Source organism: Ferrimonas sp. YIN67 (assembly GCF_057219095.1).
On record NZ_JBXVVJ010000001.1, the window covers coordinates 887395 to 900534 of the forward strand.

The 13140-nt window shown below is 58.7% G+C and carries 11 protein-coding genes; 5 read left to right on the forward strand and 6 right to left on the reverse strand.

From position 1 onward, the window contains the following. Positions 1-69 precede the first annotated feature (69 nt). The 3 genes from tal (at position 70) to AC2D8U_RS03490 (ending at position 3015) form a co-directional block, all read left to right on the forward strand. Entirely contained in the window at positions 70-1026 is a 957-nt protein-coding gene (gene tal / locus AC2D8U_RS03480) for a transaldolase (RefSeq protein ID WP_484617648.1), read from the forward strand. 63 nt (positions 1027-1089) lie between these two features. Next, complete coding sequence (gene pgi / locus AC2D8U_RS03485; protein ID WP_484617649.1) at positions 1090-2736, forward strand: glucose-6-phosphate isomerase; 1647 nt, start codon at positions 1090-1092, stop codon at positions 2734-2736. Positions 2737-2835: 99 nt separating this feature from the next. Then, positions 2836-3015 (forward strand): DUF3545 family protein, encoded by a 180-nt coding sequence (locus AC2D8U_RS03490; RefSeq protein ID WP_484617650.1) that lies wholly within the window; start codon positions 2836-2838, stop codon positions 3013-3015. Positions 3016-3071: 56 nt separating this feature from the next. On the opposite strand, the gene AC2D8U_RS03495 is transcribed toward AC2D8U_RS03490, so the two are convergent. Beyond that, positions 3072-3617 (reverse strand): hemerythrin domain-containing protein, encoded by a 546-nt coding sequence (locus AC2D8U_RS03495; RefSeq protein ID WP_484617651.1) that lies wholly within the window; start codon positions 3615-3617, stop codon positions 3072-3074. An 89-nt stretch (positions 3618-3706) separates the two neighbouring features. Further along, a complete protein-coding gene (gene ung, locus AC2D8U_RS03500) occupies positions 3707-4387 on the reverse strand; it encodes a uracil-DNA glycosylase (RefSeq protein WP_484617652.1) in 681 nt (226 codons plus the stop codon). A gap of 158 nt (positions 4388-4545) precedes the next feature. Between ung and nfo the strand changes: the two genes are divergently transcribed. Next, positions 4546-5412: a deoxyribonuclease IV gene (gene nfo, locus AC2D8U_RS03505; protein WP_484617653.1), complete on the forward strand. Its 867-nt coding sequence runs from the start codon at positions 4546-4548 to the stop codon at positions 5410-5412. A 94-nt stretch (positions 5413-5506) separates the two neighbouring features. Here the strand turns inward: nfo and thrC are convergent, their stop codons facing one another. From thrC to AC2D8U_RS03525, 4 genes are all read right to left on the reverse strand, one after another. After that, positions 5507-6787: a threonine synthase gene (gene thrC, locus AC2D8U_RS03510; RefSeq protein WP_484617654.1), complete on the reverse strand. Its 1281-nt coding sequence runs from the start codon at positions 6785-6787 to the stop codon at positions 5507-5509. Continuing rightward, a complete protein-coding gene (thrB, locus tag AC2D8U_RS03515; RefSeq protein ID WP_484617655.1) occupies positions 6787-7740 on the reverse strand; it encodes a homoserine kinase in 954 nt (317 codons plus the stop codon). The genes thrC and thrB overlap by 1 nt, the downstream gene beginning before the upstream one ends. Before the next feature lies 1 nt (position 7741). Next, positions 7742-10198: a bifunctional aspartate kinase/homoserine dehydrogenase I gene (gene thrA / locus AC2D8U_RS03520; protein WP_484617656.1), complete on the reverse strand. Its 2457-nt coding sequence runs from the start codon at positions 10196-10198 to the stop codon at positions 7742-7744. A gap of 386 nt (positions 10199-10584) precedes the next feature. Further along, on the reverse strand, positions 10585-11268 hold the full coding sequence (locus tag AC2D8U_RS03525; RefSeq protein ID WP_484617657.1) for a tRNA/rRNA methyltransferase: 684 nt from the start codon (positions 11266-11268) through the stop codon (positions 10585-10587). 111 nt (positions 11269-11379) lie between these two features. Between AC2D8U_RS03525 and aceK the strand changes: the two genes are divergently transcribed. Then, positions 11380-13104: a bifunctional isocitrate dehydrogenase kinase/phosphatase gene (aceK, locus tag AC2D8U_RS03530; protein ID WP_484617658.1), complete on the forward strand. Its 1725-nt coding sequence runs from the start codon at positions 11380-11382 to the stop codon at positions 13102-13104. The last annotated feature ends 36 nt before the right edge of the window (positions 13105-13140 follow it).

Consider the following 13140-nt stretch of genomic DNA (forward strand, 5'->3'; position numbering starts at 1 on the left):
GGAACAAATCCCCTTTAATGGTACGCTCAATCTCGCATGGCGATGCCAGACAGTAACGGAATGATCCCTATGGCGAATGCACTTAATCAATTGAAATCTATGACTACCATCGTGGCCGACACCGGCGATATCGAGGCGATCCGCCTCTATCACCCGGAGGATGCTACGACCAACCCCTCCCTGATCCTCAAAGCAGCACAACTGCCCCAATACGATAGCCTGATCCAGGACGCCATCGATTGGGCCAAAGCGCAAAGCCAGGATCCCACCACCCAACTGGACGATGCCGCAGATAAGTTGGCCGTCAACATCGGTGTCGAGATCCTAAAACTGGTTCCAGGTCGGATCTCCACCGAAGTGGATGCCCGACTCTCTTTTGACACACAAGGCTCCATCGCAAAGGCGCGTAAGCTGGTCCGCCTGTATCAGCAAGCAGGCATCGGTCCAGAGCGGATCCTGATCAAGCTGGCCTCCACCTGGGAGGGGATCCGTGCCGCAGAGCAACTGGAGCAGGAGGGGATCAATTGTAACCTGACCCTGCTGTTCAGCTTTGCCCAAGCCCGCGCCTGTGCCGAAGCTGGCGCTTACCTGATCTCTCCGTTCGTTGGGCGGATCTACGACTGGTACAAAGCCAAGAGCGGCGAAGAGTATCAAGGGAAAGACGACCCAGGGGTACAGTCAGTCAGCCATATCTTCAACTACTACAAGAAGCATGGCTACGACACCGTCGTAATGGGGGCCAGCTTCCGCAATACGGGTGAGATCCTGGCTCTGGCAGGCTGTGACCGCCTGACCATCAGCCCAGCTCTGCTCGAAGAGCTGAGCAACACTGAGGTCGAGGTCAACGCCGAGCTGAACTACACGGGTGAGATCCATTCCCGCCCGGCTCCACTGTCCGAAGCTCAGTTCCGCTGGGAGTTGAATCAAGATCCCATGGCCGTCGAAAAACTGGCCGAGGGGATCCGCAACTTCGCCATCGATCAGGGCAAGCTGGAGACCATGCTGCGCCAACGCCTTGGCCTGTGAACCTGACCACGGATTGACCCACGCCCGGGACAAGCGCCCGGGCGTACTTTTGGAACAAAAATCATGACCGCACTCACCCAACTGCCAAGCTGGCAAACCCTCAAACAGCAACGCCAATCGCTGGAGACCCAATCCCTGCGCCAGGATTTCGCTACGGATCCCAACCGGGCGCAGCGCTACAGCGTTGAGGCCGCAGGCCTATTGCTGGATTACTCCAAAAACCGCATCAATGATGCCACCCTGGCGGCCCTGTTCAGCCTGGCCCGTGAAGGCAAATTGGAAGCACTTCGTGACGCCATGTTTACCGGCGATGCCATCAACAACACCGAGGGGCGCAGCGTCCTGCATACTGCCCTGCGTTACCGTGGTAATGCGCCTATCCTGGCCGAAGGCAATGATGTGGTCCCGGAGATCCAAGCGACCCTGGCCAAGATGAAAGCCTTCGTCGAGCAGATACACAATGGCGTGCGCACCGGCTACACCGGCAAGGCCTTTACCGATGTGATCGCCATTGGCATTGGCGGCTCCTTCCTGGGCCCCAAGGTCGCGACCGAGGCCCTGCGCCCCTATGCCCAGGGCTTGCGCCTGCATTATGTCGCCAACGTCGACGGCACCGCCCTGGCCGAGAAGCTGAAAAAGGTGGATCCGGAAACCACCCTGGTGTTGATGTCCTCCAAGTCGTTCACCACCCAGGAGACCCTGGCGAACACCGAAAGCGCCCGGGACTGGTTCCTGCGCAGCGGTGCCTCTCAAGACGATGTCGCGGCCCACTTCGTGGCCGTCAGTTCAAACGTTCCGGCCGCCGTGGCGTTCGGGATCGATGCCGAGAACATCTTCCCCATGTGGGACTGGGTAGGCGGACGCTACTCCCTGTGGTCAGCCATCGGCCTGCCCATCGCCCTGGCGGTTGGCTTTGATCACTTCGAACAGTTGCTGGCAGGCGCCGAAGCGATGGATGAGCACTTCCGCAGTGCCCCATTAGAGCAGAACATGCCTGTCCTGATGGGCTTGCTCTCCCTGTGGTACACCAATTTCTTCGATGCCCAAAGCCAGGTGGTCCTCACCTATGATCACTACCTGCGCGGCCTGCCCGCCTATATTCAGCAGTTGGATATGGAGAGCAACGGCAAAAGCGTAGATAAAGCGGGCAATCCGGTTGAGCATCGCACCGGCCCAGTGATCTGGGGCGGCGAAGGCACCAACGGCCAACATGCCTACCACCAGTTATTGCACCAAGGCACCGCCCTGATCCCGGCAGATTTCATCCTGCCACTGCAGAGCCACAACCCACTGGGTCGCCACCATAATATGCTGGCTGCCAACTGCCTGGCCCAGGCCCAGGCCCTGATGCAGGGCAAGACCCTGGATGAGGCCAAGGCGGAACTGGCTGGCAAGGGACTGTCGGACAGTGAACTGGAGGTGCTGGCCCGTCACAAGGAGATGCCAGGCAACCGTCCGAGCAATACCCTGGTGATGGATAGCCTTACGCCCGCGACACTGGGTGCCCTGATCGCCCTCTACGAGCACCGTACCTTTGTTCAGGGTGCTCTGTGGGACATCAACTCCTTCGACCAATGGGGCGTGGAGCTGGGCAAGGTGCTGGGTGACGCTGTGCTGAATGAAATTGAGTCCGATGCACCAGCTTTTGCCCAGGACAGCTCAACCAACCAACTGATTGCTCTACTGCGTCGAGGGAAAATTAAACCGTAATCAAAAACAGTCACTCAGGTAACATTTTTGTTGCATTCTCTTTTTCAGCCGTGTTAATTATGCTCTGCAAGCAGGGAAATACACGTTGGGGAGAGTGTTATGGAAAGACTGGATTACGGTTCACCGGAAGGTAGCGTTGTCGAAAAGCCAACTCGTCGGGGCAGTAAAAAGCGTAAATGGCGCGAGATTGAAGCCCTGAAAGAGCGCGCAAGGCTACGCAAAGAGCTTGAAGATATCGATTTCTGTTTCGATCTTGAGGATGACCTCCTCAACGTGTAAAAGCCAGAAAGCCCCGCATCGCGGGGCTTTCTTTTTAATCCTTGGAAACACGTGAGCTAGAGCTCACCCAACTCACCCAGGTAAGTTCGAAGATCTTCATACTCCCGATCGCCTTTCTCACTAAAGAGGGGATCGTCCACCAACTTACTGGCGACCTGTTGTTGCAACAAGCGCCAGTCATGATCATCCAGGGCCAGCTCCAACTTAGGCAGGACATGCTTTTCCTCTTGCGCCAGGTGGGCACGCTGGATGGCGGCAAACTCCTTGAGATCCGCGATCAGCCGGTCCCTTGGAACCACGGCATCGTTGAGGATCATATTGAGCGTATCCATCAACTGATCAGTCACTTCCCTTAAGCGCTGATGCTCCTGTGCCAGACGATTCACCGACGCGTCTTCGCCCACCTTGTCCAGATAGTACTCATAGAGAATATCTTCCAGCGGATGGTGACTGTGATCTGCATAGCGCTGAAGATAATCGATCACGTCCCGCACCAGAGACAAACTGACCTCTTCACCACGCTCCAGCTTCTCCGCCTTACGCTCAAGCAAAGCTAACAACTTGCTGATGTGCTTATGGTCTGTGTGGATCCTTGCCAACATAGGGTCACCATTTTTTCTTTATTTGAGTAAGAATAGCTCTTTAGCCAGCATGCAGGGCTTCCCCTATCCCCGCCATGATCCCCATCAACTCACGCCGGAGCAACCGGCTGCCAATCAATGGCGGCTTTTCCCTGCTGCCGCAGGAGGGTGTTAGCCTGTGAAAAGTGGCGGCACCCAAAGAACCCCCGATACGCCGATAAGGGCGAGGGGTGGGGCGCCGATAAGACAAAATGCCTACTGCGATCAATCCCCTGCCCCTTCTTCTGAGCATGACTTCCCCACAACAAAAATACCACCCCCTCACATTGAGCATTGATCTGCTCAATGATCTTATCGGTAAAGGTTTCCCATCCCAGTTTGGCATGGGAGTGGGCCTGCCCGGCATTGACGGTCAGCACGGTATTGAGCAGCAAGACCCCCTGATCGGCCCAACTCCCCAGGTACCCATGATCGGGGATCACAAACCCAGGAATATCCTGAGCCAGCTCCTTGTAAACATTAACCAAGGATGGGGGGATCTTCACCCCCGCTGGCACCGAGAAACACAGGCCATGAGCCTGATTAGGGCCGTGGTAAGGATCCTGGCCCAGGATCACCACCTTGATCTGATCGAGATCAGTCCGACGAAATGCCTCAAACACACACTCTTCGGGCGGATAGATCACCTGTCCTTCGTGGCGCCAGGCGGCGATCCGCGTCACCATCTCCTGGAAATAGGGCTCCTGCTTGAGGGGGCCAAGGATCCGCTGCCACTGATTCTGGATCGTCATGGGTAACTCCTGAACTGCGATAACCCGCCAGCATACCCAAGCCCTAGCAGGGAGAAAAGCCAGATTAGAAGGAAAAAACCGAGCTGACCAATCGCTCAGCCCTGCTTGCCCAGATCCGCGTGTCGCCGTACCATCCCAGCATCACATCAGGAGATCCCATGTCGCACACTCCACGCTTTATCGGTGCCCACGTCAGCGCCAGTGGTGGCGTCGAAAACGCCCCCCTTAACGCCGCCAAGATCGGTGCCAACGCCTTCGCCCTGTTCACCAAGAACCAGCGACGATGGGAAGCCAAGCCCTTAACCACAAAAAATATCGACCTCTTTCAGGCCAACTGCGAGCGTCTTGGTTTTAGCCCCGCGCAGATCCTGCCCCATGACAGCTACCTGATTAATCTTGGTCACCCCGAGGCAGACGCCCTACAGCGCTCCCGTAACGCCTTCATCGACGAGATGCAGCGCTGCGAACAACTGGGCCTGACCCTGCTGAACTTCCATCCCGGCAGTCACCTGCGCAAGGTGAGTGAAACCGCTTGCTTGGCCACCATTGCCGAGTCCATCAACCTCGCCCTGGACGCCACCCAGGGTGTCACTGCCGTGATCGAAAATACCGCCGGCCAGGGCAGCAACCTGGGACACAGCTTCGAACAGCTGGCCGAGATCATTGAGCGGGTGGAAGACAAGAGCCGGGTGGGGATCTGCCTCGATACCTGTCACACCTTCGCCGCCGGTTACGATCTGCGCTCCACCACTGCCTGCGAAGCCACCTTTGCTCAACTCGATCGCACCGTTGGGCTCTCTTTCCTCAAAGGCATGCACCTCAACGATTCCAAATCCGCCCTCGGCAGCCGGGTAGACCGTCACCACAGCCTGGGCCAGGGAGAGATAGGCACCGACCTGTTTCACTTTCTGATGAACCACCCGGCAACCATAGGGATCCCTCTGGTGCTGGAGACCATCGACGAGACCCTCTGGCGCGATGAGATCGATTGGCTGCGCAGCCTGCAGCGGGACCGGGCCGCTTAACCCTTCACCATCTTCTATGGATCAGGCAACTGCCCTGCCCCCTAAAAAAACGGGGAGCCACCAGGCTCCCCGTTTTCAGGTTCGATCATGGTCCTTACAGCGCACGCTGCAGGAAGGTCGCCAAAGCTTCATAGCTGGCATCCAGCTTCTCACTGAGGATCGGCTTATCCACCACGGCCGCCAAGGCAGGCGGTAGGGGCACTTCCAACTCCAACACCTCCTCAACGGCACCCTGGAACTTGGCCGGATGGGCCGTGCCGAGGAATACCCCGATCTCATCGGCTTTGAGCTGTCGAACCAGACCTTCGCTGGCCACCGCCGCATGGGGCTCGGACAGGTAGCCCTCCCCGTACATCGCCTTCATTCGGGCTTGCGTCTGCGCTTCATCCACCATTTCCGCCGCCAGCTCGGACAGGGGCCAGGATTGCAACTCGCACAGGGCTTCGACCCGAGGCCAGTTGTTGGGGCTGGTCACATCCATGGCATTGGACAGGGTGGCAAATACCGGGTTGGGCTGCCACACACCGTTCTCGAGGTAACGGGGAACCGTATCGTTACTGTTGGTGGCCGCGACAAAGCGCTTGATGGGCGCGCCCATCGCCTTGGCCAGCATCCCCGCCGTCAGGTTACCAAAGTTACCGGACGGCACCGCGAAGACGGCCTTGTCCCGCTGGGCCGCTGGCAGTTGGGCCAGCGCCTCAAAGTAGTAGCAGATCTGGGCGATCAGGCGGGCGATGTTGATGGAGTTGGCCGAGGTCAAGCCGTATTGCGCCTTGAGCTCGGCATTGGAGAATGCCGCCTTGACCAGGGCCTGGCAGTCATCAAAGCTGCCCTTCACCGCCAGAGTGTGGATATTCTTACCCAAGGTGCAGAACATCTTCTCCTGCAGTTCGCTGATCCCCCCATCGGGATAGAGCACCACCACATTGATGTTATCCAGGCCATAGAAGGCATCGGCCACCGCCGCACCGGTATCACCTGAGGTCGCAGTCAGGATGGTCATCGGCTTATCCTTGGCCACCAGGCTCAGGGCTCGAGCCAGGAAACGGGCACCGAAATCCTTAAACGCCAGGGTGGGACCATGGAACAGCTCCAGGCAATACTGCTGTGGGTTCACCGCCACCAGGGGAACGGCAAAGCCAAAGGCATCACGCACCAGGTTACTGACCGTTTCCTGACCCAGCTCCTCAGCCAGCCAGGCGCCCAGCACCTTCTCGGCCCGGCTCAGGAAGTCGCCCTGCCAGAACGCCTCATCCAGCACCAACTGAGGGATCTGCCTAGGAAAGAACAGGCCCTGCTCGGCCCCCAGTCCCTGCTGTACCGCCTGGGCAAAGTTCACCTGCTCGTCGGCCACCTTGAGATTAAACAACTCCATTACTTCACTTCCCCTTTCGATACTTGAATGCCGTCTTCGGCCAGGCGGCACACACGCACCAGGCCACGCTCATTGAGCATATAGTCTTGTTTTAGAATGTCGGCCGCCGCCTGGGCTTGCTCGAGGCTGCTGGCCACGGCAAACAGGGTGGGGCCGGAGCCGGAGATCCCAATGGCGGGACAGCCCAGCTCAGTCAGCTTTTCCCTGGCAACCTGATAGCCGGGAATATGGGCCGCTCGATAAGGCTCCGCCACCACATCCTTGAGCACGGACAAGGCCGTCTGCTCATCCTGACGGTGACAGGCGTCCACAAAGGTCGCCAGTTGCTGACCAAACACCAGGGCCGTACTCAGATCCACCTGCTTAGGCAGCAAGGCCCGCATCTTGGCGGTGGAAAGGGTGATCCCCGGGTTGGCGACCACCCAATACCAGTTGTCGAAACCCGGCAACTTCTGGGCACGCTCCGCCAACATCAGCTGCAGCCCCCCCAGGTAACTCGGCGCCACATTGTCGTAATGGATCGAACCGGAGATCATCCCCTCCAGCTCCCCCATCAGCAGCAACAGGGCCTCTTTGGACATGGGCTCACCAAAGTAGGCGTTGACCGCCCCCAGAGCCGCCACCACGGAGCTGGCACTGCTGCCCAGGCCGGAGCCTACCGGCAGGTTTTTCTCCAGAACGATCCTCAACCCGCTGGGCGTCAGCCCCAGACGCTCGATAAAGATCTCGACGCAGCGCAGTACGATATTCTCTTTGGGATCCGGCGGCAGCACGTCGACAAAAGGACCACAACAGCGCAGCTCCAGGCCCTGATCGCCCGGAGCAATGGAGACCCGATCGCCCAGCAGGGTGCCATCCACCGGGGACAGCGCCGCCCCCAGCAGATCAAACCCGACGCTGACATTCCCCATTGAGGCAGGGGCGTAGACGGTAACCGCTTCACGAGCTTCCATATCAGGCCTCCTTCTGCCAGCTCTGGGTACGCAGTACGTCGGCAAACACACCCGCGGCAGTCACCGCACCACCGGCACCGTAGCCCCGCAGTACAAAAGGCAACGGCTGGTAATAGCGGCTGTAGAAGGCCAGGGCATTCTCCCCTCCCTTGATGCTGTAAAGGGGGTGATCACGACCCACAGCCTCCAGTTTGACCTGACAGCGTCCATCCTGATCGATCGCACCGACATAGCGCAGCACCTTGTCCTCGGCCCGAGCCGCTTCGATCCGCGCAGCGATCGCCGCATCGGCCTTGGGCAGATTCGCCAGGAAGGTGGCCACATCGCCACTGGCGTCAAAGTCTGAAGGCAACACGCTCTCCACCTCGACATCCTCCAGCTCCAGCTCCAGGCCAGATTCGCGTGCCAGGATCAGCACTTTACGCGCCACGTCCATGCCGGACAGATCATCACGAGGGTCTGGCTCGGTAAAGCCCATCTCCCGTGCCTTAACGGTCACCTCGGACAGGGGAACCCCCTCCTCCAGCTCACCGAAGATATAGGAGAGGGAGCCGGACAGGATCCCGGAGAACTGCTGCAGTTCATCCCCGGCCCGCAACAGCCCCTGGAGGTTGTCGATCACCGGCAAACCGGCCCCCACATTCGCCTCATAGAGGAACTGACGCTTGTGCTCCTGGGCCAGCTCACGCAGCTCACGGTAAACCGCCATGGAGCCAGTATTGGCTTTCTTATTGGGGGTGGCGATGTGCCAGCCCGCCTTCAGCGCATCGGCGTAGCAATCCGCCACACTCTGCTCGGCGGTACAGTCCACCAGTACCGGGTTTACCAGGCCCTGCCCCTGAGCGAAGGCCAGCAATGCCGGCATGTTCAATGCCTGTCCCTGGGCCAGCAGGTTGTCACGCCAGTTATCCAGTGCCAGACCATTGGCATCGAGCTGCATCTTGCGGGAGTTGGCCACACCACACAGGCGGATGGCGATGTTCTGCTTGGACAGGCTGGCCTGCTGGCTCTGGATCTGCCGTACCAGCTCCGCCCCGACATTGCCCGCCCCGATCAGCACAACATCGATGTAGTGGCGGGTGTCGAAGAAGTTCTGGTGACACAAACGCAGGGCACCGGACGCCTTATCCTGCTCGATCACCGCAGAGATCGCCCGCTCTGAGCTGCCCTGGGCGATGGCCGCAATGGAGGCACCGGCCTGTGCCAGGGAGCGGAAGAAACGGGTTGCCACGCCTTTCTTGGCACGCATCCCATCGCCGATCAGGGTGATGATCGCCTGATCCTTGAGGATCTCAAGGGGCTCAAGCAGGCCCTGCTTAAGCTCCAGCTCAAAGGCCGCTTCCAGCGCCGCCTTGGCGGCCAGCCCATCCTGGGCGGGAATGCAGAAGGTGATGGAGTACTCGGAGGAGCTTTGGGTGATCAAGGAGATCGACAGGCCTTTGGCGGCAATGGCGTTAAACACCCGACCGGCCATCCCGACCATCCCCTTCATGCCCGGACCGGACACGCTGAACATCCAGTGATCGTCCAGGTTGGAGACGGCTTTCACCAAGGACTTGGAGGGCGTGGTGCGGGCATGGATCAGGGTTCCGGGCGCAGCAGGATTGAGGGTGTTGCGGATCCGGCAGGTGATCTGGTGCTGGGCGATGGGGGCAATGGTCTTGGGATGCAGCACCTTGGCGCCGAAGTAGGAGAGCTCCATCGCTTCTTCGTAGCTGAGGGCCGGCAGCAGGTGAGCGTCGTTGATCAGGCGCGGATCCACGTTGTAGACCCCATCCACATCGGTCCAGATCTCGCAACTGTCCGCGTGCAGACAGGCTGCCAGCACCGCAGCAGAGTAATCGGAGCCGTTACGTCCCAGGGTAACCACTTCCCCTTCGCCGTTACGGGCGGTGAAACCGGGCATGATCCAGATGCGATGGGCCCGCAGATCCAGTGAAGCCAGCTTGCTTCGGCTTCGCTCGATATCGACCTCCGCTTCCAACACCGGACCATTAGCCAGGAAGTACTCCCGGGGGTCCAACACACCGACATCCACGGACTTACGGGCGAACAGCACCTCAAGCGCCGCCACGGACAGCCGCTCTCCGGTCACCAGGATCTGCGCCATCACTTCATCGGGACAGCGCTGTAACAGGGTAACCCCATGCACCAACTTAAGCAGGGCAGCCCGCTCTTCGGCAAAGCGTGCCGCCAACTGTGCCTGAGCCGACGGGTCCAGACACTTGCCGATGGTCGCCTCCAGCTGACTCATCCGCTCATCCAGCAACTCCAGCTGAGGAGCCTGGCCCGAGCGAGCCGCCAGGGCGACCGCTTCCAAGGCATTGGTGACGCCCCCGGGTGCCGAAACCACCAGCATCACGGGAAACTGAGTGGCCTCATCACTGACCAGCGAGACAACGTGTTTCAGTTTCTCGACATCTGCCAGAGATGACCCGCCGAACTTCATTACTTTCATTTACTTAACTCCCTTTCCCGAACGCTCCAAACCGACTCTAAAACCAACAAGCCCGCTCGGAGGGAGCGGGCTTGTTGTTTTGGATTTATTATCTCCAGGGTATCGTCAGCCCGCCCCCAACCTACCAATGGTAGTGGTGGTGCCGGTGGTACCGATAATGATCTGACGGCCAAAGCCCTGGATGTTGGAAAGCACACTGTGCTCCTTATGTCGAATTGCTATACACCTTCGCCGCTGGCGCTCTGGATGTCAACGGCAGATCTCAAACCCCGAGCACATCATTACGATTTCCATCTGTCCCATAAGGAAAAGCCATGCGTTATTAAAGGATTCTTAAGGACCCCCCTGCCCCTAAGACAAACTATCCCGATTGCCAAGTTCAAGGTTTATTTTGAAAGCAGGGCTTTTTCGATATCCCCCATCAGCAGATGCAACATTGCCACATCCCTCTGGCTCAAGGTACCCAGGCTGTCGGCGAGCCAGCGCCTTAACGGCTCCTCCGCCCCCACCTCCAGCCGGTCTAGCAAGCGTGCAGAACGTCCTTTGAGCGCCGCAAACTGCGCCTCATCGGCCACAGGCTCCATTGGCAGGCTGGCCTGGGAAAACTCATAGGCGTACAGCATGATCGCCTGTCCCAGGTTCAGAGAGGGGTAGGGGTTGGCCAGGGGGATGGTGGTGAGCAGATCGGCCAACGCCAGATCCGCATTGGACAAGCCAGAGGCTTCGCAGCCAAACACCAGAGCCACTTTCTCAATACTGCCACCCAGCTGCGCCACATGACGGGCCGCCTCGGAGGGCGTGTGTAAACGACGCTTGTCTCCCCGTTTGCGGGCACTGGTGGCCAACACCAGATCCATGTCCGCCACCGCCTCGGCCAGGGTATCAAAACCTTCAGCCTGCTCAAGGATATGCTGACTGCCATGGGCCAGCCAGTTTGCTTCATCGCTGCGCTGGACATTGGAAGCCACCACTCGCAAGCGCTCAAACCCCATGGTGTTCATCGCCCGGGCCGCCGCCCCGACGTTCTCGCCCCGCGCCGGGGCGACCAAAATAAAGTAAAGCTGTGCCATACACTCCTCCGCATTGGCGCCCAAGGTTAGCGCTTTTCCATTGAGAAGCAAGGCGATGGGCACTAGCCTAGGAAACAGGTGAATTAAACGCACCCGCAGGGAGGCTCCACCATGACAAGCTTCACCATGACAGGCTGTACCCCAACTCAACTGGCGTATCGGATCCTCGCCGGTTTCGACAAGCACTACCGACTCTTTACCCGGATCACCCGTCAGGCCAGGGAACGCTTCGCTCATCAAGAGTGGCTGGAGATCCAAAATGCCCAAAAGGCCAGGATCCGTCTCTACAGCGAGCAGATCAGCGATCAGACCCGAACCCTGATCCAACAGCTGGATAAGCCGGTGATCTCACCGCAGCTGTGGCAAGACACCAAGACTGCCTACACTCGACTGCTCGAGGGGCACCCCCAGGCAGAGCTGGCGGAGACCTTCTTTAACTCGGTCTTCTCCCGCCTGTTCCGTCATCGTGGGCTGGATAATCAACACCTCTATCTACAGAGCGACGCGCCCGCCAGGGCGCCGTTCACCCCCGAACGAATCAGCCAGGCCCTGCCCCTGGGAAATACACCCAAGCAGGTGATCGCAACCCTGCTCAACCCTAAACGATTTATCCGCCCGTTTGAGGATCTCGAGCGGGATCTGGAGCTGTTGTGGCAACGACTTGGCCCCCTGGTGGAGCGCCATCACTGCCAACACATCGAACTGGTTGACAGCGTCTTTTATCGAAACAAGGGGGCCTATCTGGTTGGTCGCCTGACGGGGACCCAGGGAAGCCTGCCGCTGGCCCTGCCCATCCGTCATGGCGAGCAGGGTCTATACATAGATGCGGTGTTGACCGAGGAGACGGATCTCTCCGTGGTGTTCAGCTTCACCCGCTCCTACTTTATGGTCCTGACCGACCGACCCGCCGAATTGGTCGCCTACCTGAAACAGCTGTTACCCGGTAAGAGCTACGCCGAACTCTACACCGCCATCGGCCTGCAAAAGCACGGTAAAACCGAATTTTATCGTCACTTCCTACACCACTTGGCCAATACGCAGGATCAGTTTGTGGTCGCGCCCGGGATCAAGGGAATGGTGATGGCCGTGTTCACCCTGCCCTCCCTGCGCATGGTGTTCAAGGTGATCAAGGACAAATTTACTCCACCCAAAGACAGCAACAAGGTCCAGGTTAAAGCCAAGTATGAGCTGGTCAAACAGCATGACCGGGTGGGTCGCATGGCAGACACCCATGAATACAGTAACTTTGCCATTCCCAGGAAACGCTTTGCTCCCGAACTGCTGGAGGAACTACTAGCGATCGCACCGTCCGAGATGGAGCTGACGGACAGCCAGGTGATCTTCAAGCACCTCTATGTCGAACGGCGGATGATCCCCCTCAACCTCTACCTGGATGAGGCCACTGAGGATCAGTTGGAGCAGGCGGTGTTCGAATATGGCCTGGCGATCAAACAACTGGCCAGCGCCAATATCTTTCCCGGTGACATGCTGTTTAAGAATTTTGGCGTGACTCGACACGGCAGAGTGGTGTTCTACGACTATGACGAGATCAGCTACATGACAGAGTGCAACTTTCGCACCATTCCCAAGCCCCGATACCCTGAAGATGAATGGGCCGCGGAGCCCTGGTACTCAGTCGCCCCCATGGATGTGTTTCCGGAAGAGTTTGGTCGCTTCCTCTTAGCCAAACCCGAGGTCCGCCAAGCCTTTATGCGCCATCATGCCAATCTGCTCACGGCAGACTACTGGCAAACCCTGCAGGAGCGGATCCGTCACCAGCATATCCCGGATTTTTATCCCTATAGCAGGGACTGCCGATTACGCAGCCGAATTTGATAACCCGATCCTGGCCTGGAACCGGCGCATCCCTTA